The organism is Fibrisoma montanum, assembly GCF_003583365.1.
Classification (GTDB): domain Bacteria; phylum Bacteroidota; class Bacteroidia; order Cytophagales; family Spirosomataceae; genus Fibrisoma; species Fibrisoma montanum.
In genome coordinates, this window is sequence record NZ_QXED01000005.1 from 655,762 (window position 1) to 677,941 (window position 22,180).

Sequence of the window (22,180 nt, forward strand, 5' to 3'; positions counted from 1 at the left end):
TACGCTAATGAAATCGCTATTTATACTCCTGGTGACGGCTTTACCAGTTGCGTCTGGTCTGGCCCAGAACACCGAAAATGAATTATCAGGCAGATTGGCGGTTAACGAGCATCTTCGCTTGAATCGGTTGGTGATTTTGGGCGATAAGCAGTTCGTGACGGCAAGCCAGTCCATAATGTTGGCTCCGGGTTTTGCTGCCCTACCAGGCACCGTGTTTCAGGCCACTATTTCTCCCATAGGTGAACGGCGGCTGATCGGCAAAGAACGGGCTATGGTAACCTTAACGGCCTACCCGAACCCGTTCACGGCCGAAACGCTTGTCGAATACACCGCTCCGTCAGCCAGCCTGGTTCGACATACACTTCTGGACATCAACGGACAGGTGGTTCGCGAAGTGAATACGGTCGTTGAACAGGCGGACGGCAAGCGGTACTTACGCTTAAATGGCAGTATATTGCCGACGGGAACCTATCTGCTCCGGATTGACGCAGTCGGTCAGTCAACGACAATTCGTTTGCTCAAACAATAGTCAGAACATGGATTGAACGCCAAAGGGCATGGATGTTTCTGTGCCCTTTGGCGTTTATTAGGGGTAGTAATAAGTCGCTACGTACTGGCACTTTGTCGTTAAAAAACCTTAAAGCAGACAAATTTTGCAATTTTTGTACCCTTTGTTATCGTTATCAACACCGTACGCCAGGATCGTGATCTGGGCGACGTGGGAACTACTGTACCATGAATCTGGTAATTGATTGGGGCAATTCGAGCCTGAAAGTGGGCTGGTTCAATCAGTCGGCGCTGTTGCAGTCGGAGCGCTACGAGTCCGTAAGCTCATTGCTGGCCGGGGTCAGCCAACGGGCGTTTGACCAGGTAATCGTGTCGTCGACAAGTCGGCCGGCCGACGACATACGGGCGGCTCTGGCCGATCTGAACCGCACCATCCTGACGCTGGACAGCGCAACGCCGGTACCCATCCGGAAAGCGTACGATACGCCCCACACGCTGGGGGCCGACCGCGTGGCGGCTGCGGTGGGGGCAATGAGCCTGTTTCCGTCCTGCGATTGCCTGGTACTCGATGTCGGTACCTGCCTGACCGCCGACCTGATCGACCGGGAGGCTGTGTTTCAGGGTGGACTGATTTCGCCGGGTCTTCATATGCGCTTCCGGGCCATGCACGAGCAGACGGCCCGCCTGCCGCTGGTCGACCTGCCAGACCGCGAAACCGTACCCCTGACGGCTAAGAATACCCGGCAGGCGATGCAGAGTGGCGTTGTGAACGGGTTGACTTTTGAGATGAACGGAATCATCGAAACGTACCGGCGCGAACGGCCGGGCTTGGTGGTGGTGCTGTGCGGGGGCGACGCATCCGTCTTTGAAAGTCGGCTGAAACCCCCCATCTTTGCAGTTCCGGAATTGGTGCTGATTGGATTAAATCGAATTTTAGAACATAATGTCACTATTTTACAAGCGGCTAAGCCGACTCCTGACAGGTAGCTTACTGGCCGCTGCCACCTCGCCGATGGTACTGGCGCAGGGATTAGGTAACTCACCGTACTCGGCTCTGGGTCTTGGTGAGCCATACAGCCAGGCCAACGTGACCAACCTCGGTATGGGGAGCTTAGGCATCAGCAATTCCAATCCGTTCAATCTGAACCTGCAGAATCCGGCCCTGCTTGGTACACGGCCTCCTTATACGCTCTTTGAGGTGGGCATACTCGGTCAGTCTAAATCCATTAGCCAGAACGTTACCAACACGCAGCAAACGCAGCGCGATTTTGGCGGTAACCTGGGTTACCTGGCGCTGGCATTTCCGGCAAATTCCCGCTGGACCATGTCGCTGAGTCTGCGGCCCAGTACGTACGTAGATTACCAGACCCGCCAGTATGCGCAGGTGCCCGGCACGATCTATGAAGCCGAATATAACTACACTGGTCGGGGGGGGATAAACAAAGCTTCGTTTGCCAGCGGATTCCGAATTGGTAAGAACATTTACCTGGGGGCCGAGGGGTCGTATCTCTTTGGCAACGTCACGAACACGTCTGATTCGCGCGTCCTGATCAACGACGCTGCCACTGGGATTCAGGATGTGCGGATTGCCCGTATCAACCGGATCAACTATAGTGATGTGGTCTGGCGGCTGGGCGCAGCCTGGCGGCCTAAACTCAGCACCGACTGGACGCTCAACATCGGGGCTACCGTCGATCCGCGTAGCCGCGTGAACGCCCGTGAAACCGACATCTATCAGCAGGTATCGCTGGCGGGTACCAACATCTCGGCGGCCGATACGCTCCGTATCAACTCGGCCGGTAAGGCTACCGTGCCCCAGCAGGCAAATTTTGGCATCAGCATCGAGCGGAACAATAAACTGCTCGTAGGGGTAGACGTCGGCGTTCAGCAGTGGTCGCAGTACCGGACAATCACCGATCAGCCGGGGTCGTTTAACAACGGGTACACGGTATCAGCCGGGCTGGAATATACTCCCAAGTATAACTCGACCCGCTATTGGGATCTGGTCAGCTACCGGGCCGGGTTTCAGTATAACCGCCTGCCGTATCTGGTCGATGGTGCCCAGGTCAACGATGTCAGCGGGAGCGTAGGTCTGTCGCTGCCCATCGGCGCTTTCCTGGTAAACCGGATCAACATCGCCGTTGTTGGCGGACAGCGCGGGGCTCTGATCGGTACGCAGATTCGGGAACAGTACCTGCGGTTTGCGCTCGGCTTCTCCCTGACCGACCGCTGGTTCCGCAAGTCGGTAATCGATTAATACGTTGGTAAACCAATCCGGCAAAACCCGTGTTTTTGGGTCGTGAATATAGTCATCCATAACCTACGGTACGGTGTCGTGCGGCAACTCGTGCAGCCGGTTTTTCTGCTGGCTACGTTGCTGTTGTCGGCCTGTGAGGAGCCGAAGCAGTCGAAGAAGCTTCAGCCCTACCAGGGACCGATTGAGGAGATCAATGATGTGAAGATGCTGTACAGCGAAGCGGCCATCCTGAAAGTCCGGATGACGACGCCAAAGCAGTTCCGGTATCAGAACGACGACCGCAAATATCCCAAAACGGTCAATATCGTATTTTACGGACCGGCCGGAGAGGAGGTCACTACGTTACGGTCCGATTCCGGACGGTACAACAAAGCAAAAGACCTTTATACGGTCATGGGCAACGTAGTGGTTATCAATAAACAGCAGCAAAACAAATTGTTGACATCGGAACTGAACTGGAGTCCGATCAATAAGAAGGTATTTACTGAAAAACCTGTAACCATCATCAGTCCGCTAACCGGCGAACGACTGCAGGGGATTGGCCTCGATGCACCGCAGGATTTCTCCCGCTACTCCATCCGGAAAACGACCGGTATCTTCAACGTAGAAGGCGGACAGGGCTTTTAGCATTCAACCCTGTTTATCAGGCAACCTATATCGACTGCCTGATAAACAGGGTGACAGTCAGGGCTGGTCGGTTTGTTGTTTGCAGGTAGCCAGGATAGGACTGACCGTTTTCACGTCGGTCACCTTTGTTTCGCCCCCCCATTCGTTGTAGATGTACGTCATCAGCTCGGCCACTTCCAGATCGCTGAGCTGAAGCTGGGCGGGCATTGGCCGGTTGTACGTTTTGCCGTTCACCACAATTGGCCCCCGCTGGCCGTACCGTATGAGGCAGGTAACGGTGTTTTTGTTGACGAGGTAATCAGAGCCGGCAATGGGCGGGTAGAGCGCTTCCAGCCCTTTTCCGTCGGTCTGGTGACAATTGGCGCAGTAGGTTTTGTAGAGCAGCAACCCTTCGGTAATGTACCGCTGGCGTTTGATCTCTTCCTCACTCTGACAGGCCGTAAACAAAAGCATCACGGCGATCAGTCCTGACAGCCCCGTGTATCTGAGCATGCCGCTGGTTTTACCCTGCGAGCTGTGCGTTACCTTTTCGTTTTTGCGATTCTGGAAAAGCCGTGTCATGATTGATACTCGCGCAAGAGTTTGTCCATGTCGGCCATCAGTTTGTTGACGCCCTCTTCGGTGGTGCCGTCGTAAACCCCCCGAATGTGCTTTTCCTTGTCGACCAGGATGAACGCTCCGCTATGCACAACGCCCCCCGGTGCAGATGCATCTTCCTGAGCAGTAACCATGTAGCTGTTCTGGCCAATCTCGTAAATGTCATCGCGCGAACCGGTCACAAACAGCCACTGCCGGTCTGCAATGCCCAGCCCCGTAGCGAATTCTTTCAGTACGGCCACCGAATCGTGTTCCGGATCAATTGTATGCGAGAGAAGCATAACATCCGGATTCCCTTTATACTTGTCATACACCCGCTTTAACTGCGTTTTCATTTTTGGGCAGATCGTCGGGCAGGTCGTGAAGAAGAAATCGGCTACGTAGATCTTGTTGTCGAGTGCTTTGGCCGTGACCGTATCGCCGTACTGGCTGACAAATTTGAAATCCGGTATGCTGTGGTACACCGAATCAACTACGTCTTTCCCATCAACGGTTTTTGTGACGGCCTCCCGCTGCCCCAGAATCGGTAGTTTGTCGTCTGTAGTGCTGCACCCGGCCGTAACTACAAACAGGGCCAGTATAAGCAGCCACGCGTTACGGTGTACTGAAAAAGGCTTCCGCCTGTTGGATGCTGGTGTTGATTTTTGATTTGACATCGTCAATTTTTTCCTTTTCCTGTTCGAGGTAGAGTAAGGCCTGGTCCGTTGGCAGTCGGTCGAGGGTATCGCCGTTATAACGTGCCATCCAGCGCACCATCAGGCTGTCGGCGATGGTCAGGTTCTGCATCAGACGCAGCGCTTCGTCGCGCTTTTCGTCAACCCGAATTGACGCCGTTGCGGATTGGCCGGCCTGCTGCATACTGTCGAGCGAATGGGCATGTACCTTCAACTGCTTGCGCAGCTGCATCAGGCGACCGATTTTGGGCATCACCTCATTATGAATAGCGAACACTTCATCTTCCGCCTGCGTAATGGTGCTGGCTCCGGAGTCAGTACAGGTCTGAAGCAGGCCGGCTACAGCCAGTAGACTTACTAAAAAAACAACACATTTTGTCATAAATTAGGTCGCACCGGCGGATTATTTAGCTATTGCCGTAGCCCGTTGCTTCAGGATTTCACGGGCATTTTTCACCGCACTCGGGGATGGGTTGCTGCCTCCGATCATCTGCGCAATCTCGTTGACGCGTTCGTCAAACGTAAGCTTGCGGATGCGGCTGACAGTCCGGTCGGCGGAGTGGTCTTTGTACACGAAATAATGGGCCGTGCCCTGACCGGCAATCTGATGCAGGTGGGTAATGGCAATGATCTGATGACTGTGGGCCATGTCGCGCATCATCTGCCCCATTTTGATGGCAATCTCACCCGAAACCCCCGTATCGATTTCGTCGAAGATGATGGTCGGCAGGGACCGCTTACTGGCCAGAATGTATTTAATAGCCAGCATCAGGCGCGAAAATTCACCCCCCGACGCTACGTTCTTCAGCTGCTGGGGTTTAATTCCCTTGTTTGCGCTGAACAGGAACGTGATCGTATCCAGGCCGGTCGGGGTGGCTTTGCCGGTTTCAGCCTGGATCTTGAGTGATGCGTTGGGCATGCCCAGATCCCGCAGTAAGCCGCCGATTTCAGTTTCGATGGGTGCGAGAACGGCCAGCCGGGCCGCCGACAGCGCCTGGGCACTAACCTGCATCTGTTCCCGGGCCGCATCGGCCTGCGCCTTGGCCTCGGCCAGTTCATCATCCAGGTTCAGAACCTTGCTGACTTTCTGTTCCAGCTCGTTCTGCAGGGCCAGCAGCCCCGCTACGTCTTTCACCTGGTGCTTGGTCTGCAACTGGTAAATCAGATTCAGCCGGTCGCGGATGGTGTCGGCGCGGGTATCGTCGGTATCTACGCGGTCCTGTTCGGTACTGATCTCGTCGGCCAGGTCGCGTAGTTCGATCAGTGTGCTCTGCGCCCGTTGCTGCAACTGATCGTACTGGCTCGATAGCTTGCTGATGTAGCCCAAATTACTGACGGCCCCTTTCAGGAAGCTAATTACCGACTGTTCAGCGTTGTCGAGGTATTCGTAGGCCAGTTGCAGCCGCTCCTTTATTTCCCCGGCGTTTTCGAGGATGTTCAGCTCCTGCTCCAGCAACTCCTGTTCGTCGGCCTGGAGCTGGGCTTTAGCCAGTTCTTCGTACAGGAAGTTGTTGTAGTCGAACTCCTTCCGCATTGCCGACGCTTCCGCCTGAAGCTGGTCGTAGGTAGTTCGCTTTGCCCGGTAGGCCTGGTAATCAGTACGGTAATGCCGAAGCAGGGCATCGTCCTGGGCATACGTATCGACAATCTCCAGCTGGTATTCGTTCGAGCCAAGCAGCACCGAATCGTGCTGCGAGTGAATATCCATCAGCTGGCTGGTCACGCGCCGGAGAGTTTCCAGATTAACGGGCGTATCGTTAACGAACGCCCGCGATTTACCACTGGTGCTGATTTCGCGCCGGACAATGCAGGATGGAGAAAAGTCTAATTCTTCTTCGTCGAAGATGCGCTCAATCTGGTAGCCCGCTACACCGAACGTACCTTCTATGACGCATTTCTGGTCTGGGTTGTACAAGACTTTTGTGTCGGCCCGGTTCCCGAGCAGCAGGCCAATGGCCCCCAGCATGATGGATTTTCCGGCTCCGGTTTCGCCTGTAATGATGTTCAGCTCGTCGTCGGGAACGAGTTCGAGCTGGTCAATCAGGGCGTAATTTTTTATGAGTAAATGCGATAGCATACAGGTAGCTCCTTACTCAGGTAACAATGCCGGTTGGGGGTGAGGTTCATTCGGTATACGGTTTTCGGTTGACAGTTTTCGGTTTTCGGCGGCCGAAAACCACGAACTAAAAACCGCACACCGTCATCCGGTCTCACCACAGCAGCTTCCGGTACGTTTCGGTTTTGGATGGGTCGAGGAACGACAGCAAATCAAACGCTTTTTTTCGTTCAGGCTGCGTTCCTTCAAATAAAATATTATAGATCTCATCGCCCTTGGCATCGAAGAACGAGTTGAGGAGGACGGAATTGGGCAGTTGCTGGCCGATTGTGCGGATGGTTGACAGCAGATCGAGCGTCTGCTTACGAACCTGCACGGGGTTTGCGCCGAACACATCCAAGCCCTGCCGGTGGTAGGTATACATGGCATCCCGGAACGGCGACAACTGCTGGTTCTGCATGTTTTCGATCAGCCAGTAGCGATTCCGGCGGTCGCCCCCCGTCTGCCACGACGGGTTGACTGAGCCCTGCTGCGCCAGATTCACGATGGCGTAGGCCCGCTGGATGTACGGATTGCCGCCCTGCCGACTGAACGTATCGTAATCGACGGCGAGAATGATGTTGGCGTAATAAGCGAGCAGCGAGGTCAGTTCGTCGGAATACACATTTTCGCGGAAGTAGATCGGGGTGGTAGGCAGATAAACAAAATTGAACGCCCGATCAACGTAACTGAAAGTCGTGGTTTCGTACGACGTACCGTATACAGGGCGGGTCACCACGATCTGGGCCGTTGCTTCAAAAACGCCCTGGGTCAGCGACTTGACAAGGTTGATATTCATTGAGCAGTTGATCCGTTCAGTTGGTGTAAACTGATCGTTGGTCCAGCGCCGGGTGTTCATGAACTCCGAAATGACCGTTTTCAACTGGTTGACGTAGGAAAAGTCAGTTTTCTGCTGGGCAATCAGCTGGTCGGAGTTGATCGTTACCTGACAGTTCAGTTCCTGCGCCTGCGCCAGTCCCGAAAGCCCAATAAGAAGCACTAAAACGCGTATTGTTTTCATAAGAAACGTATTCGACCGGGCAACAATTTGATAAACCACAACCGTTTGGCGATCAGACGACTGACTGTTTGGTTAACGCGCTTTCGACCAGGTCAAGCAGATCCTGTGCCACGTCCTCCTTTGCTTTCAGGGCAAATTCGTGGGTTTGCTCGTCTTTGTCAATAACGGTGATTTTGTTGGTATCGTGTCCGAAACCAGCACCCGAATCGCGTAGTGAATTTAACACAATCCAGTCTAAATTCTTAGCCCGTAATTTTTTCAGTGCATTGGCCAGTTCATCGTTTGTTTCCAGCGCAAAGCCCATCATGAGCTGGTCGGGGCGTTTCTGTTGCCCCAGCGTAGCGGCAATGTCGGTAGTTTTGGTAAGCTCCAGCGCAAAGGTTGCTTCCTGCTTCTTAATTTTCCGGTCGGCGGGGTGGGCGGGGGTATAGTCTGCTACGGCCGCGTTCAGAATCGTTACGGCTGCCCCCGGGAAAGCCGTGGCGGTTGCCTCGTACATGTCGGCCGCCGACCGGACAGTCACCCGCCGAACAGACGGATCGGGGAGGGGCAAAGCCGTGGGACCGCTCACCAGGGTTACCTCGGCTCCCGCTTGGGCAAACGCCTGGGCAATGGCGTAGCCCATCTTGCCGGTCGAGTGGTTGCTGATGTAGCGAACCGGATCGATTGGCTCCTGCGTCGGTCCGGCCGTAATCAGTACCGGTTTGCCGGCCAGTGTTGGCCGGAAGGCGAAATGGCGATTAAGCGCCTGGACGATGGTTTCCGGTTCCGCCAGACGGCCTTCGCCAACCAGACCGCTGGCGAGTTCGCCATGTTCCGCGTCAATGATGTGATTGCCGAATGATTCGAGCCGCCGGAGGTTTTCGACCGTGGTGGGGTGGCGGTACATATCCAGGTCCATGGCCGGCGCAAAAAAGACCGGACACTTAGCCGATAAGTACACGGCCGACAGCAGATCGTCGCAGAGACCGTGGGCGCAGCGGGCCAGCGTGTGCGCCGAAGCCGGTGCGATCACCAGTACGTCGGCCCAGAGGCCAAGCTCGACGTGGTTGTTCCAGCTACCGTTCTGGTCGCTCACGAACGTCGACAGCGCCGGTCGTTTAGATAAGGTAGCCAGCGTAAGTGGCGTAATAAAGGCCTTCGCCGATTCCGTCATGACGACCTGCACCTCGGCCCCGGCTTTAACCAGCAACCGGATCAGCAGCGCCGATTTATAGGCCGAAATGCTTCCCGTTACGCCCAAAAGAATACGCTTCCCTTTCACAGTCGGTTTACGGTTTACAGTGATCAGTTTTCGGTCAGGACTGGTTGACGATCATCATGGGTTCTACCCGAAAACCGTATCCAGCCAACCAAATACCATACCCCAAAAATAAAGCCGCACGGTGAAATTCCCGGCGGCTCTGTTGTTGGTGGGGCGATGTCTACTGCTGCTCTTCTTCGTTGTAGCGCCAGTATACCTTGCCTTCCAGAAATTCATCGGTGGCGATGGATGTCGGCTTCGGCATGCGCTCGTAAAACTTGGAAATCTCGATCTGTTCGCGGTTCTCGAATACCTCTTCAAGGTTGTCAACGGCCGATACAAACTCAGACAGCTTGTTGCTCAGTTCTTCCTTGTTTTTGGAAGCAATCTGCCGGGCACGTTTCGAAATGATCGACACGGATTCGTAAAGATTTCCGGTCATAGCCGCAATCTTGTCATTGTCGCGGGTAATGATAGATTGATTGGTCGCCATACGTTTCTATTCTTGATTAAAAAGCCGGCCTCGACTAGCTGAGTAGCAGTTGGCCAGCGTCAATTTATGCTGATTATTCGTTTGCAGCGGTAACCTTGGACGGCCGGTTCGGGTCCGGTTTTGGCTGTTGTTTTTCTTTTTCCAGCTTATCCATCCGTTCGATTTCCTTCTGGCTGGTTTCGTACATTTTCTCCGCCTGCTTCACAAACTTGCTGTTCGGGTACTTATCGACGAATGCCTGATAGTAACCGATTGCTTCCTGATAACGTTCCTTCTGTTTCGTTTCCAGGCTGTTTTTAGCCAGGCTGTACTGCGCGTCAAACTTCAGATAAGCAAGTTCCTCGTTGTATTCTGAATCAGGAAATTCTTTCTGGAAGTTGTTAATGGCAATTACCGACGACTTGTACGAGGCAATGTTGAACCCACTGGTTTTATAGTACAGAACGGCTTTTTCGTAGGCTTTCCGCTCCAGCTTCCGGCGCAGTTCCAGAATCATCTTCGTGCAATCATCGCGGTACTGGCTGCTCGGATAGGCGTTAATAAAGTCCTGCAGGGCAGACGTTGCCGTCAACGTATTGGACTGATCGAGGTTAAAACCCGGCGTGTCCTTATACAGCGACAGGGCATACATATACATAGCCTCCTGAGCGTAGTCGCTGCGGGCAAAGGTCTCGTAAAACTTCTTGAACAGCGTAGCACTGAGCAGATACTGCTGCTGGTGATACTGAGTATAGGCGTAATAAAACTGAGCCATCTCGGATTCCGTGCTTCCTTTCAGTACCGGAATCAATTCTTCGAACAGGATACCCGCACGATACCAGTCTCCTTTCTTGTAATACTGGACAGCTCCTTTGTATTTCTCGTCGTCGGTTCCGTGTTTCTGCAATTTTGAAAACGGGCTGCATGAACCCAGTAAAACCACAATCCAGGCGCTCAACAGAACCCTAACGATAAGTCGTTGTTGCATAAGGCTACAAAGATACAAAAAATACCGGCCAACAGGGAAATGGCCGTACCTTTTCAACGAAGGGAAAGCGGGTATAGTGCCGGAATCAGGCAGGAAAACGACGGGTTTGCGGGCAAGGGGGCGTTAAATAGTGTTAAAACGGGGTAGCTGGGCCAACCCCGTATCAACCCGCTACTGATGCCGCACGAGCAGTTTCTTCGTCGCTACGATTTTGCCGTTCAGCGACAGACGGTACAGATAATAGCCCGTTGCCAGTTCGCGGGTCTGGATACGGATCTTGCGCTCATTCTGATCCAGCGAATACTCGGCAATGGGCGACCCCAGGATGTTCAACAGGGTCAGCCGGGCGTCGCCGACGGGGCCGTTGATCTGGTAATCGATCTCAGCAAATTCGCTGGCTGGGTTTGGGTAGATGTTTGAGACCGATATGCGGTCATTGGCAAACATCCGTTCCTCTACCTTGCTTTCCGGCTCAGCAACGGCACGTGATTCGCTAACCACCGACGGCGTTGATTCGGCTACAACCGACCGGGCTGCGGGCTTGGCGGCAGTTGGCGCCACCAGCAATGAGCGGTAATACTCATTGATAGTCGTGTTCTTGCGGGGAGCGCCAAGCCGATCAAAGCTGCTCAGCGCCGGGGGGGGAGCTATTGAAAAATACGATGATCGTAACGATTTAGAGGCTGGTCGACTAACAGACGACCGGCCCAGCTCCAACCGGCTACCGCTCTTCTGAACATCGCTGTCCCGGGCTGCGGTCTGCGCCTGCAGCGGGGGAGCGACCAGAGAGAGGCCGATTAGTAAACCAAAAAGTATATATTGTTTCATGAAGATTCACTTTCGGATACGCACATTTAGTCACCACAAACCTATTCATCGAAAAAGACAAAGTCAACGGGCGTCCGTCTAAAAAATTGTTAAATAACTTACTTTTCACTCGTTAGAACCGTCTTTTTAGCCAAAGGTTTAACGCCGGGTTTCTTTTTCGGCGAATTTTTGTTAACCGGTTGCGCCGGCGGGGGCGTTTCAAGCCATAAAACCTGGCCTTTTGTCGGTTTTTCCTCCTGTCGCCACCGGAACCCATCCAGTTCTTTCACGTCACCCACAATCTCGTGTGGGGGTACGAATTTAGAGTCCGGCTGTCCGTAGAACCGGATTGTACCCACTTTGCTGTCGGTAAATTCAAGGTTCATACGACTACATTCAACATGATTCATGCCAATGAGCTTGTTTTTGTCATCAACAGCGAAGTAAATGCTCTGGCCGTTTCCTTCAACGATAACCCGTTCCAGCTCAGTTTTCTGCTCCGGTGCGGTGGTGGTTGATCCGGGGGGCACCGGCCGGGCGGAGGCTGTCAGTTCGCCTTTGGGGCCGACTGCTGTGGTGGCCACGGGCTTCGTGGCGAAGTAGGCTGTAATGGTCCGGCCTTTGATCTGGTTAAAATTCTGGAGCGTATCCAGGGAGATAACAAAGGCCTTGGCCCGCAGATACATCGTATGGATGCGGTTATTTTTCAGAAAGGCCCGCATGGAATCGGCTTCCATCTGGTACTTGTTCTGACTCCAGACAATGGGCTTTTTGTAAAAATAAATGGTTGAATCGGCGGTGTTATAAATCAGCGAGTCGCACTTGCTTTGCAGGTCTGATTTGAATACGTACACGTTCTTGTGAGCCAGCAACCGACGCGTATTAGTCTCCTTGTTGTCGAACGAGAACAGCGTATCGGCCCGCAGAAACAGGGTATCCTGCCCACTGATGCTCTTGGCAACGGCATGGCCCGTCACCCGTGAGATGCCAATTTTACCGTTATACCGGACATGATCGCCTAAAATAATAGCCTGTTTGTCTTTTGCGACCATAATCACATGCCCCCGGGCAACCCCCAGTTCGGTGATGTTATCGTAGTAAAGCGAATCGCCGGTGAGCCGGTATTTGGGGGTTTCGACGGTAGCCCGGCGCTGGAAATTCGATATGCGCGATACGGTATTGTACTGGCCTTCTACGGCCGTCAGAACCCCATCTTTGCTGACAATGCGCGTTGGCCCCTGAAACGTTGCAATCTTGCTCAGCGAATTGTACAGCAGGGAATCGGCGGTAAGGGTGTATTTCGGGTTTACCAGTTTAACGTCGTCTTTGAACGTGAACTGCTTGGAGCGGGTGTCGTAGTAGCCCTCGCGGCTGGTCAGCACGTTTTCATTGTCGACAATCCGGCCCGGCGTAGGGTAATGGGCAATGCCCCCCTGCATGTCGTAGTCGAGCCGGGCGGTCGTCAGCGTCATCTTACGGTCTTTCATGACTACGTGTCCGCGCAGGTTCGCCTGGCGTACATTGCCGTAGTAGAACATGGTATCGCCCCGGACGCTGATGGTGTCGCCCTGAATGATGCGGACGTTGCCATACGCTTCAATTACGTTGGTCGTTACGTTCTGAATGGCGAGGTTGCAGTACATTAGCACCCCTTTGTGCCGGAACCGAACGTTATTGTACAGCTTGCGGATAACCTGACCGGGCGTGTTCAGAACAACCAGGCTGTCGGCACCGGGCGGCAATAGCTCAACCTTATCGCCGGGACCACCCGCCGACGGACGACCCGGCTGGGTCTGGGCGATGGCAGGGCCAAGCAACGAGCCAAGCAGAAAAAACGACAGCACTAAGCGGAACAACGTTCGATACATGTTTGCAAAACTACGGCTTCGGGCCGACACCCCATGTTGGAGCGTAATTTTTTAGAATTTATTAACGGAAACCGATTGTTTGGATCGGCCGATCGGGTACTGCTTGCAGTCAGTGGCGGACTGGATTCGGTGGTGATGACGCATTTGTTTCACCAGATTCGACAGCCGTTTGCCATTGCCCATGTGAACTTCGGACTACGCGGAGACGAGTCGGATGCCGATGCCCATTTTGTACAAAACAAAGCCCGAGAGTACGGGGTTCCGTTTCATCTGACCCGTTTCGACACCACCGCCGAAGCCGACCAGCGGGGCATTTCCATCCAGATGGCTGCCCGCGACCTGCGGTACGACTGGTTTGCGCAACTCGTTCAGCAGGAGGGCTATGCCTGTGTGGCTACGGCCCATCATCAGAACGACGTACTCGAAACCCTATTGCTGAACCTCGTGCGCGGTACGGGGCTGGCCGGTCTCCATGGCATTGCCGTCCGGCAAAATACCGTAGTACGTCCGCTCTTGTTCGTGACCCGTGACGAACTGGAAACCTACGCCCGTGAGCAAGGACTCCACTGGCGCGAAGATCGTTCGAATGCAGAGGATACATATGCCCGAAATCGACTGCGCCATCATGTCGTGCCGGTGTTGGAGAGCCTGAATCCGGGCTTGCTGCATACCGTTCCGCATACGGTCGGGCGGCTTCGGGCGGCCGAAACGCTGATGCGGGAGGAACTGGAGCGCTCGTGGCAGGCCGTAGCCGACAGGCGCGACGACCGGATTCTGCTCAAAGCCGACGCTTTGCTCAACCTGACCGAGCCGGACTTTCGCTTGGCAGAATGGCTGAAACCGTACGGCTTTTCGGCCGACCAGTCAGCCCGGATGGGGCAGGCACTACGTAATCAACCCGGGCAGATTTTCCAGTCGGCAACGTACCGGATAACCCACGAGCGCGACGGGCTGCTGATAACTCCCCTGAGCGCGTCATTGGCCTACAGCCTGACCGTTGAGGCACTGCCGGATGGACCCGTGGACGTAGCCGGACAGTTTTCGCTGGCGTTTGCGGTGTTTGACCGACCGGCTGATTTCCGGCCTCCGGCGGATGCGGCAACGGCCTGCTTCGATGCCGACCGGCTTCGCTGGCCGCTGACAGTCCGGCCCTGGCAGCAGGGGGATCGCTTCCGGCCGCTGGGCCTGAACGGACATAAGCTGGTCAGCGATCTGCTGACTGACCAGAAAGTGAGTCGCCCGGATCGGGAACGTACGGCCGTCCTGCTTTCAGACAATCAGATTGCCTGGGTGATTGGCCGACGGCTGGATCACCGCTTCCGGGTAACGACCGAAACCAAACGGATCATGCTGGTGACGATTCGGTCGTAGGGGTTTACTACGGCCTGCATCAGCCTACGTAGCGAACCGTGCCTTCCTCAAAGGACACGAACTGAGCCGTTTGGTTGATCCACTCGGTAATGACCGGCGACGTAGCGGTTTGCTGCTGAGCGGCCTTGACGGCGGCTTCGTCTTCCCAGCGAATCAGCATCAGCCAGTTTTCTCCGCCCAGGTGCAGAAGCTCGGTGCTTACGTGCCCGGCCAGCGAACCGGTAAACCGCTCGACTTCGGCCCGGCCCTCCAGAAAGGCGGAGGTGTTTTCAGGGGTGACGGTGAACCGGATGATTTCAAGCACCTGGTCGAGGGTGGGTCGATTTGTCATAAAATGGCGGTTATTACTCTATTTTTAAGGGGATTGGGTTTTCAAGTAATGAGGTAATGAAGCTATTGACGGTTTGTTGACCACCGCCTAAATTGTTGTACACCCCGACTACCCGGGGGCGGATCCGGGTTTTCTCGGCGTACAGAACCGCCCGAATGGCACCCAGCGATTGAATTGCGTTCTGAACCGATGTCTGATTGATTTCACTGGGTAACGGTATTGACCCGGAAATGCCTTCACCACTGATTCCAAGCGTCTGGATGACTAAGGTACCGGAAATTTGCTTAGCCTGAGCTGACACACCCAACGCCAGTAGATTGCCCAGGTCAACGGACCCTTCATTGACCGTAATATTGGCCGTTAGCCGCAAACCAACGCCAATGTAAACCGGAACGAGCAGGTCCGGATTGGGCTTGTAGGTTACCGAAGCTGATCTCTGATACGGATTGGTTTCATTCGGCGTGGTCTTTACTTCTACCCCGAAGGACTTTGTATCAAACTTAATGTAGTCCAGCACGACCACATAACTACCGCCCTTAACGCCGATCTTGGCCGGGCCAAACGTCAGACCACCCTCGCTATCAAACTGACCGATGGCCAGCCTGACGGTCTCATCGGGGAGGGCATCCAGAATTTTTGAACTGTTCACGGTTGTGACTGCCTGCGGGCTCAGTACTTCAACCGGTAACGGATCGATAGGCGTATAGCCATACGTCGGTGATTTTTTGACATCGCCCAGCGTAGTGGGCAGTTTTGAACTGGCACACCCGAAGAGCAGACCGACCAGAAGCAGAAGAACATGTTGACAGTTCATGGGATGGAGATGGTTTAAAGGCTTGACTTAGGCCCGGTAAAGCGATTGTGTAAGTGAATGACCGTAAAGTATAACCGCCTGACGGAGCAGTCAACAGGAGTGAAATTGTGTTAATTAACAGCGAGTTGACCTGTTCAGTGAAAAAGCTCTGCTGCTGCTGTCTTTGTCGTTGAGCCGATGATAAATGGTAACAAATTCTTTCGGGCTACTTACCTTGTGTTCTCTTATGTGTGCCGAATTTTTTGAGAGTGAAAGCAGTATGACTTATCCGCCATACGTTAAAAATTGTATTTTTAACATGAAATAGGCGGGAATGTGGCTATTTTATATGAAATAATATATTCCCTGAATTCTGGCATTCTATTTGATACATTCTGGGTAAACCCATAGTTTACCACTAATACTTACACCCATGAACCGAATTGTACGGGTCTTGCTGTTCGCGGGACTGGCCTTGTGGAGCCTGACTGCTCAGGCGCAGAGTACGCGGTTGCGAGCGGCCAATAAGCAATTTGACAACTTAAGCTACGTCACCGCCGTGCGGATGTACGAAGAGTTCCTGCGGACGGATAAGAAGAAAGATCCGGTCGAAACCCGCGAAGCGCTGACCAAACTTGGTTACAGCTACCGGAAGCTGCAGGATACCCGTAATGCCGAACGCGTGTACGGCGAACTGGTCAAAAACTACAACGACCTCGACAGCGAAATGTACCTCTTTTATGCACAGGCACTGGCCGCCAACGGGAAGTACCGCGAGTCGCAGAAGATGTACAGCCGCTACGGCGAGCAGCAGAGCGAAGACCTGCGCGGGCGTAAGTTCACCGTGTCGTACATGGACGTAAACCGGTTCTATCGCGATTCGTCGTCGTACCGGGTGCATAACATTCCCATCAACTCACGGCAGGCTGATTTCAGCCCGATGTTTTACAAAGGCGGTCTGGTGTTCGTATCGTCGCGCGATGAGTCGGGCGTAATCCGCCGGGTGTTTAGCTGGAACCAGACGCCGTTCCTGGATTTATATTTCCACCCCGATACGAACCAGCTCAAGGTGCCGAACATCGAACGGCGGCCGAGTATGGCCATGCTGGGGGGCGGCAACACCGAAGCCAAGCCCATCGAGGCCATGGAGGAAACGACATCGGCCGAAGAACAGCAGCCGTTGACAAAAGCACAGAAATTCAGCCGGACGCTGAACACCAAATACCACGAGGGACCCGTTACGTTCACGAAAGACCAGAGTTTCATCGTGTTCACCCGGAACAACGGTGCCAAAGGCAAGGCCGGAAAAAGCCAGGAGGGCGTACGGAAACTGAAACTGTACTCGGCCGTTAATAAAAACGGCAAGTGGACTGATGTGCAGGACCTGCCGTTCAACAGTGCGGAATACTCGGTTGGACACCCGGCGTTCACGCCCGACAATACCCGGATGTATTTCGTCTCGGATATGCCCGGTGGCTACGGTGGAACGGATGTTTACGTCGTGGAATTCAACAACGGCCAGTGGGGAACGCCCGTAAACATGGGCCGGGAAATTAATACGGAGGGTAACGAAATGTTCCCGTACGTCGATGAAACCGGTAACCTGTACTTTGCGTCGGATGGCCACGAAGGCCTGGGGGGGCTGGATATTTTCTACGCCGAACTGAAAGACGGCGTCGCCTACAAGGGTGTTGAGAACGTAGGGGCACCGATCAACTCCGAAAAAGATGATTTCGGCCTGATCACCGACGCCAGCCGCACGACGGGCTTCTTTAGCAGTAACCGGAAAAAAGGCATTACCGACGATGATATCTACAGCTTCAAGCGGACCTGCAAGCAACTCAACATTCTGGTCTACGATGCCAAAACGAATATGCCGCTCGAAAATGCCGACGTGCGTATCCTGCGCAATGGTTCCAGCCAGGACCTGCGGCTGACCAACGTCGAGGGCCGTGCCGAACTTTGCGTAGAATCCAATGCGGAATATGAATTCAAAGCCGTGAAAGAAGGATTTGCCATGAACAGCGTGCGGTTCTCAACCCTGACGCAGTCGAGCAAGCCGGTGATGAACGTATCAATCTACCTCGAACGCTCCGAGAATACCATCATGAAGGGTGTCGTGAAAACCGAAGTCAACCAGAAACCGGCTTCCGGAGTAAAGGTGACTCTGCGTAACGAGAAAGACAAGTCGGAGCAAACGGTGGTGACCGGGCCGGATGGCGGCTACGAGTTCGCGATGAAACCAAACGCTCCGTACACGCTGACGGCTCAGAAAGATCAGTACGCAGTCAAAAAAGCGAAGTATGGCAAGCAGCCCAAGAAAGCAACAAATAAGGTGGTTACCGATTCGGTCGGTATCTACGGGGTCGGGGATGTATTCCAGCTCAAAAACATCTACTACGACCTGAACAAGTTCTTTATCCGGCCCGATGCAGCCCGCGAACTGGATCGTCTGGTGGGGCTGTTGAAGGAATACCCCGAGATGAAGGTGGAGATCCGGTCGCATACGGATGCGCGGGCCAGCGACGGCTATAACATCCGGTTGTCGGAAAACCGGGCCCGTGCAGCACTCGACTACATCGTCAGCCGGGGCATCACCCCGAGCCGGCTCGTAGCCCGCGGATACGGCGAAAGTGAAATTGTAAACGGTTGCGTGGATGGGGTGAACTGTTCAGAAAATGAGCACCAGCAGAACCGCCGGACCGAGTTCAAAATATTGGCTGTGCAGTAAGGTACGCGAATCAGACAGATGAAGGAGTGGCGTGGGTCGTAGGGCCCACGCTTTTTTGTTTCTCTACCAAAAGACGGCTGATGTTAGCTATGATGTGTTATTAACAACTTCATAGCCGTCAATGCCTTTTATTGTCATCCCGAGGAACGAGGGATCTTTGGGTGAGACTGACATTTCGTCCAGCTACCGGAGATATCTCGTTCCCCGGGATGACAAAGATGATTTAATTAGATGCTGATAACCAATAAATTGAATTATTTACTGCCCATAATTCAGGTTAAACGAACGTCGGATTTTTGTCGCGACGAGTGCATACCGTGGCAGTTCAATGCCGCTTTCAGGGGTTGGGGCTGTGTTACTTACCGCAGCAACAGCAGGCTTCCCCGCTGCACGGGACGCTCAGGCACGGTTCGGAGCGTGTACGTGTACAGGCCAGCCGGGAGCGGGGTACCGTTAAGGGTGCCGTCGAAGGGTAGGGGATAGCCTTTGTCGGACAAGTAGATAACCTCACCCCAGCGGTTGAAAACGGTTACCACAGCGTCGGGGAAGGCTTCGATGCCGGGGAGTTGCCAGACATCGTTCAGGCCGTCGCCGTTGGGCGAAAACGCATCAGGAATGCCAAGCTGCGAATAGACCGTAATGTGGATGGTATCCCGGGCCGTACAGCCGACGTTGTTTTCCACGTCGAAAACGTAGGTGATGTCAGCTCCGATCCGCTGAACGGCGGGCGTTGCCGACCGGTCATTGTCCAGGTACGTTCCGGCTGTCCACTGAAACCGGGTGGCATTGCCCGTTACAACCGGAGCCAGGGTGAACGTATTGCCTTTATACGTTGCCATCGAATCGGCCAGGTCGATGGCGGGAATCGGGGCGACTACGGCTGTTCGGGTGGCCACGGTACCTTTACATTCCGGGGCCGCTTTGACCGTGTAGGTAAGCGCATGGTTGCCGATTCCGGCCAGCTTCGGGCTGAACTGGTTTTCCTCAACGCCCGTCCCGGCAAAGACACCGCCCGCCGGACTGCCGCGCAACGCATAAGCCGGAGCATCAGGGCCGCAGACCCCCGGCAGCGAATCGAACAGCACCGTAACGGGCGGAACGGGCGTTATCAAAAACGGCGACGACGTCCCCTGGCAGCCGTAGCCATCGGTAGCCGTCAGGACGTAGGTACCCGTTTGGCTGATGTCGAGGTCCGAGCCGGTTGCGTCGGAAACGGGTAGACCGTCGTGCTGCCAGGCGTAGCGCGTTCCTCCGCTACCGGTCAGACGAAGGGTTTCCTGCGGACAGAGCCGGGCCTGACCCGTAGCGGACTGAATGGACGCGACGACTGCTGCCGACCGGGCCAGTGAAACCGTATCGGTTCGGGTAACACAGCCATAGGTCGCGTAGGTCAGAACAGACCAGAAACGACCGGGTTGGAGTGTAGCCAGTGAGTCGGCGGTCTGGCCCGGTACCGGCTGACCATCCCGATACCACTGGTAGGTGACGTTCGTGGCGCCGGTAGCGGTGATCGTAACGGTACCCGTCGTAGCGCATAAATGCCCCGTCGTCGAGAGTTTGGCCTGGCTGCCAACCACGGTAATTCGCAGGCTTTCCGACGTACTGGATTGACTACAGGCTGCTTTGGGCGACACAACCACCGTGTAGTCGCCCGGCTCCCGCACCGACAGCGAGGGGCTGGTCGCGTTCAGTAAGTTCACGCCGTCGCGTTGCCACTGGTAATTCCAGCTCGTATCTACTTTGGCCAGGAGCGTAGCAAGGTTTCCCTGGCAAATGGTCGTGTCGCGTAGCCCCGGCCGGTCCTTGATCTGAACCGTAGGGTCCGGAGTCGTGGTGGGCGGGCAGTCGACCACCAGAAACTGGAAGTCGCGTCGTACTTCGCCGATTTTAACCCCATTGCGGAATTCTTCCACTTTTACGGCGAATACGAACAGACCGAGTTGTGTGGCGGTGATCGACAACTGCCCGGTTTTGGGATCGACGCTCAGGGGTGGGCTGCCCGGGATGGCCCGGTCGGCACTAAAACCGCTGAGCCACCTTACGTCGGGATAAGGAGCCGGCGACACGGCGTTCTGACTACCCCCACGGTTGGGGCCTTTCTGGTCGAGGGGCGTCACCATCGAGTAACGCAACTCGTCGCCGTCGGGGTCGGTGCCGCCAAACGGAAACGTAAAGGGCTTACCGGCGCAGATGTATTCGCCGTTGATCGGGCCGAAGCGGGGGGATGAGTTCGTAACATACTGACCGTTCTGCAGCAGCGCGGGAAATTCCAGGTAAAACGTAAAACCTGTGCCGGTCGGGTCATTGATGTTAGCCAGCCCCCCGTTGCGATTGCGGGTCTGAAACGAGATGTAGTACCCCTGCGTGTCATTGTACGCAGCCGGGTCGAGGTCGAGTTCAGCCTGGAACGTAACGACGATAAAGTTGAGGTTCCGTTGGCTGGAGCAAAACGTATTGCTGTAAATAACGGGCTGGCGCTGGCCGGTTTCACGGACCACGAACGTCGTCATCAGGGCATCGTCGCGTTTGCGAAAGACCCCAAGTGTGCCGCCTGTTTCGCGGTCGGCCCGGGGACCGGCTTCCAGGTAATTCGTGACGATGATAAAAAAATGCCCCGGTCGGTCACCAACCGCCCGCATTTCGATCTGCCCCCCAACCTGGTGTATAGCCAGAACCGCTACAGGAATAGCCAGAACAAACACTACCGCAATGACAAACTTGTAGAAATTGGGCATAGAGTAAAACTGGGCCTTGACTCATTAACAATTACTACGATCACAGGAAACGGGCGAGGAGGATTAAACCCGTTGATGCACACGCTATTAGTGTTGCCTTTAAAATGGATTTTGCCTGGCTATCTACTTATTCAGCCGACCAATTATACGGCCTGGTGAACTTTGCTATCGTATGGACAGGTCTGCCCCGAAAGAGGTTGGCTGTCGACGCTTCTTTTTTGCAAATCATTCGTTGACGTCCGTCAGGCTCAGGTCAGTTTCCGGCGGGACTTTTAGTGGGGCAGCGGCACCGCCAGCAGACATAGCAGTGAGTCGTTGGACAGGGCCTCAAAGTCGATGTCGTCGCCGGGTTCGCACCACAACGCAAGACCGTCTTTTTCGTGAAGGAGTCGATTGGCGACTTCAAACACCCCTTGCAAAACAAACACAAATACCCCCCGATCCGGCCCGTCAATCGAATACGTACCTTCTTCCCGACCGTCGTAGCGGCCGAGAAACAGGCGGCCGCTGGCGGGAGCAGCATTCGGGTCAAACAAAGGCAGCAGGGTATTCCGGGTGGTCGGATCGAATGCCGTCGACTGATAACCCGGCGCGCCTGAACCTCCTGGATTCGTTACCCAGTAGTGCAGAAAATTGACCGGTTCCGTTTCATATGGATTAGAAACGGTGTAGGACGCTCCTGCCGGCAGCGACAGCCGGACAAGCTGACCCGGCCACACAAGCTCATTCCGAGGGTGGTTCAGCTCCACCGCCCCGCTCACCGGCAGCAGCAAAACGTCGGTCGGCTGGTCGACCTGATACGTCAGGCCGGCTTGAGGGCTCACCGTTTCGTCGTTGAGGAGCCGCAGCGGACCAAACGGCTCCCGGCCCTCCGCTACGTACTGGCCGTAGTTGAGGGTATGGAAGCTCCGGGAAACGTCCGTTTCGGAACAGCCTCGCTGATCAGCCAGATAGATATGGGCCTGGGTGGTTGTCGGCATAGGTCTATGGTTTAGTGGTTTGTGGTTAGTAGTTTGTGGTTTATGGGGGCTGACGCAACAACCGAAAACCACAAACCACTCAA

The 22,180-nt window shown here is 54.7% G+C and carries 20 protein-coding genes; 6 read left to right on the forward strand and 14 right to left on the reverse strand.

What is annotated here, in order from left to right:
- Positions 1 to 7 precede the first annotated feature (7 nt).
- From DYU11_RS19695 to lptC, 4 genes are all read left to right on the forward strand, one after another.
- Positions 8 to 529, forward strand: a complete 522-nt coding sequence (locus DYU11_RS19695) for a T9SS type A sorting domain-containing protein (protein ID WP_119669410.1) — start codon at positions 8 to 10, stop codon at positions 527 to 529.
- A gap of 206 nt (positions 530 to 735) precedes the next feature.
- The gene (locus DYU11_RS19700) at positions 736 to 1,494 is read left to right on the forward strand and encodes a type III pantothenate kinase (protein ID WP_119669411.1); all 759 of its coding nucleotides are present in this window, start codon (positions 736 to 738) and stop codon (positions 1,492 to 1,494) included.
- Positions 1,451 to 2,764 carry a BamG family beta-barrel-assembly machinery protein gene (gene bamG, locus DYU11_RS19705; protein WP_199736746.1) on the forward strand — a complete coding sequence of 438 codons (1,314 nt, stop codon included), beginning with the start codon at positions 1,451 to 1,453 and terminating at the stop codon, positions 2,762 to 2,764. The genes DYU11_RS19700 and bamG overlap by 44 nt, the downstream gene beginning before the upstream one ends.
- Positions 2,765 to 2,806: 42 nt before the next feature.
- A complete protein-coding gene (gene lptC / locus DYU11_RS19710; protein WP_119669413.1) occupies positions 2,807 to 3,391 on the forward strand; it encodes an LPS export ABC transporter periplasmic protein LptC in 585 nt (194 codons plus the stop codon).
- 57 nt (positions 3,392 to 3,448) lie between these two features.
- On the opposite strand, the gene DYU11_RS19715 is transcribed toward lptC, so the two are convergent.
- The 10 genes from DYU11_RS19715 to DYU11_RS19760 all read right to left on the reverse strand — a co-directional run bounded on the left by DYU11_RS19715 (position 3,449) and on the right by DYU11_RS19760 (position 13,156).
- Positions 3,449 to 3,952: a c-type cytochrome gene (locus DYU11_RS19715; protein ID WP_119669414.1), complete on the reverse strand. Its 504-nt coding sequence runs from the start codon at positions 3,950 to 3,952 to the stop codon at positions 3,449 to 3,451.
- The gene (locus tag DYU11_RS19720; RefSeq protein ID WP_119669415.1) at positions 3,949 to 4,644 is read right to left on the reverse strand and encodes an SCO family protein; all 696 of its coding nucleotides are present in this window, start codon (positions 4,642 to 4,644) and stop codon (positions 3,949 to 3,951) included. The genes DYU11_RS19715 and DYU11_RS19720 overlap by 4 nt, the downstream gene beginning before the upstream one ends.
- A complete protein-coding gene (locus tag DYU11_RS19725) occupies positions 4,583 to 5,044 on the reverse strand; it encodes a prefoldin domain-containing protein (RefSeq protein WP_119669416.1) in 462 nt (153 codons plus the stop codon). Before DYU11_RS19725 ends, DYU11_RS19720 begins: the two co-directional genes overlap by 62 nt.
- A 21-nt stretch (positions 5,045 to 5,065) precedes the next feature.
- Complete coding sequence (gene recN, locus DYU11_RS19730; protein ID WP_119669417.1) at positions 5,066 to 6,739, reverse strand: DNA repair protein RecN; 1,674 nt, start codon at positions 6,737 to 6,739, stop codon at positions 5,066 to 5,068.
- A gap of 133 nt (positions 6,740 to 6,872) precedes the next feature.
- On the reverse strand, positions 6,873 to 7,778 hold the full coding sequence (gene porD / locus DYU11_RS19735; protein WP_119669470.1) for a type IX secretion system protein PorD: 906 nt from the start codon (positions 7,776 to 7,778) through the stop codon (positions 6,873 to 6,875).
- Positions 7,779 to 7,830: 52 nt separating this feature from the next.
- Positions 7,831 to 9,042: a bifunctional phosphopantothenoylcysteine decarboxylase/phosphopantothenate--cysteine ligase CoaBC gene (gene coaBC / locus DYU11_RS19740; protein WP_119669418.1), complete on the reverse strand. Its 1,212-nt coding sequence runs from the start codon at positions 9,040 to 9,042 to the stop codon at positions 7,831 to 7,833.
- A 160-nt stretch (positions 9,043 to 9,202) separates the two neighbouring features.
- A complete protein-coding gene (locus tag DYU11_RS19745) occupies positions 9,203 to 9,514 on the reverse strand; it encodes a DNA-directed RNA polymerase subunit omega (protein WP_119669419.1) in 312 nt (103 codons plus the stop codon).
- Between the two features lie 73 nt (positions 9,515 to 9,587).
- On the reverse strand, positions 9,588 to 10,481 hold the full coding sequence (locus DYU11_RS19750) for an outer membrane protein assembly factor BamD (RefSeq protein ID WP_119669420.1): 894 nt from the start codon (positions 10,479 to 10,481) through the stop codon (positions 9,588 to 9,590).
- Positions 10,482 to 10,652: 171 nt separating this feature from the next.
- Complete coding sequence (locus tag DYU11_RS19755; RefSeq protein ID WP_119669421.1) at positions 10,653 to 11,309, reverse strand: T9SS type A sorting domain-containing protein; 657 nt, start codon at positions 11,307 to 11,309, stop codon at positions 10,653 to 10,655.
- 98 nt (positions 11,310 to 11,407) lie between these two features.
- Complete coding sequence (locus DYU11_RS19760) at positions 11,408 to 13,156, reverse strand: OstA-like protein (RefSeq protein WP_119669422.1); 1,749 nt, start codon at positions 13,154 to 13,156, stop codon at positions 11,408 to 11,410.
- A gap of 33 nt (positions 13,157 to 13,189) precedes the next feature.
- Between DYU11_RS19760 and tilS the strand changes: the two genes are divergently transcribed.
- Complete coding sequence (gene tilS / locus DYU11_RS19765) at positions 13,190 to 14,527, forward strand: tRNA lysidine(34) synthetase TilS (RefSeq protein WP_119669423.1); 1,338 nt, start codon at positions 13,190 to 13,192, stop codon at positions 14,525 to 14,527.
- Positions 14,528 to 14,546: 19 nt separating this feature from the next.
- Here tilS and DYU11_RS19770 read toward each other — a convergent pair whose 3' ends face one another.
- Both DYU11_RS19770 and DYU11_RS19775 read right to left on the reverse strand, forming a co-directional pair.
- Positions 14,547 to 14,858, reverse strand: a complete 312-nt coding sequence (locus tag DYU11_RS19770; RefSeq protein ID WP_119669424.1) for an antibiotic biosynthesis monooxygenase family protein — start codon at positions 14,856 to 14,858, stop codon at positions 14,547 to 14,549.
- 13 nt (positions 14,859 to 14,871) lie between these two features.
- A complete protein-coding gene (locus tag DYU11_RS19775) occupies positions 14,872 to 15,672 on the reverse strand; it encodes a hypothetical protein (RefSeq protein WP_119669425.1) in 801 nt (266 codons plus the stop codon).
- Between the two features lie 412 nt (positions 15,673 to 16,084).
- On the opposite strand from DYU11_RS19775, the gene DYU11_RS19780 reads away from it, so the two are divergent.
- Positions 16,085 to 18,382, forward strand: coding sequence for an OmpA family protein (locus DYU11_RS19780; protein WP_119669426.1), 2,298 nt, complete (start codon positions 16,085 to 16,087; stop codon positions 18,380 to 18,382).
- Positions 18,383 to 18,741: 359 nt separating this feature from the next.
- Here the strand turns inward: DYU11_RS19780 and DYU11_RS19785 are convergent, their stop codons facing one another.
- Both DYU11_RS19785 and DYU11_RS19790 read right to left on the reverse strand, forming a co-directional pair.
- Positions 18,742 to 21,117, reverse strand: a complete 2,376-nt coding sequence (locus DYU11_RS19785; RefSeq protein ID WP_119669427.1) for a T9SS type B sorting domain-containing protein — start codon at positions 21,115 to 21,117, stop codon at positions 18,742 to 18,744.
- Positions 21,118 to 21,389: 272 nt separating this feature from the next.
- The gene (locus tag DYU11_RS19790) at positions 21,390 to 22,097 is read right to left on the reverse strand and encodes a pirin family protein (protein WP_119669428.1); all 708 of its coding nucleotides are present in this window, start codon (positions 22,095 to 22,097) and stop codon (positions 21,390 to 21,392) included.
- Positions 22,098 to 22,180 lie beyond the last annotated feature (83 nt).

Bases quoted from the DNA above. Each gene is read 5' to 3' on its own strand.
- DYU11_RS19695 (WP_119669410.1), top strand. From the start codon at position 8: ATGAAATCGCTATTTATACTCCTGGTGACGGCTTTACCAGTTGCGTCT.
- DYU11_RS19700 (WP_119669411.1), top strand. From the start codon at position 736: ATGAATCTGGTAATTGATTGGGGCAATTCGAGCCTGAAAGTGGGCTGG.
- bamG (WP_199736746.1), top strand. From the start codon at position 1,451: ATGTCACTATTTTACAAGCGGCTAAGCCGACTCCTGACAGGTAGCTTA.
- DYU11_RS19715 (WP_119669414.1), bottom strand. From the start codon at position 3,952: ATGACACGGCTTTTCCAGAATCGCAAAAACGAAAAGGTAACGCACAGC.
- DYU11_RS19720 (WP_119669415.1), bottom strand. From the start codon at position 4,644: ATGTCAAATCAAAAATCAACACCAGCATCCAACAGGCGGAAGCCTTTT.
- DYU11_RS19725 (WP_119669416.1), bottom strand. From the start codon at position 5,044: ATGACAAAATGTGTTGTTTTTTTAGTAAGTCTACTGGCTGTAGCCGGC.
- recN (WP_119669417.1), bottom strand. From the start codon at position 6,739: ATGCTATCGCATTTACTCATAAAAAATTACGCCCTGATTGACCAGCTC.
- porD (WP_119669470.1), bottom strand. From the start codon at position 7,778: ATGAAAACAATACGCGTTTTAGTGCTTCTTATTGGGCTTTCGGGACTG.
- DYU11_RS19745 (WP_119669419.1), bottom strand. From the start codon at position 9,514: ATGGCGACCAATCAATCTATCATTACCCGCGACAATGACAAGATTGCG.
- DYU11_RS19750 (WP_119669420.1), bottom strand. From the start codon at position 10,481: ATGCAACAACGACTTATCGTTAGGGTTCTGTTGAGCGCCTGGATTGTG.
- DYU11_RS19755 (WP_119669421.1), bottom strand. From the start codon at position 11,309: ATGAAACAATATATACTTTTTGGTTTACTAATCGGCCTCTCTCTGGTC.
- DYU11_RS19760 (WP_119669422.1), bottom strand. From the start codon at position 13,156: ATGTATCGAACGTTGTTCCGCTTAGTGCTGTCGTTTTTTCTGCTTGGC.
- tilS (WP_119669423.1), top strand. From the start codon at position 13,190: ATGTTGGAGCGTAATTTTTTAGAATTTATTAACGGAAACCGATTGTTT.
- DYU11_RS19770 (WP_119669424.1), bottom strand. From the start codon at position 14,858: ATGACAAATCGACCCACCCTCGACCAGGTGCTTGAAATCATCCGGTTC.
- DYU11_RS19775 (WP_119669425.1), bottom strand. From the start codon at position 15,672: ATGAACTGTCAACATGTTCTTCTGCTTCTGGTCGGTCTGCTCTTCGGG.
- DYU11_RS19780 (WP_119669426.1), top strand. From the start codon at position 16,085: ATGAACCGAATTGTACGGGTCTTGCTGTTCGCGGGACTGGCCTTGTGG.
- DYU11_RS19785 (WP_119669427.1), bottom strand. From the start codon at position 21,117: ATGCCCAATTTCTACAAGTTTGTCATTGCGGTAGTGTTTGTTCTGGCT.
- DYU11_RS19790 (WP_119669428.1), bottom strand. From the start codon at position 22,097: ATGCCGACAACCACCCAGGCCCATATCTATCTGGCTGATCAGCGAGGC.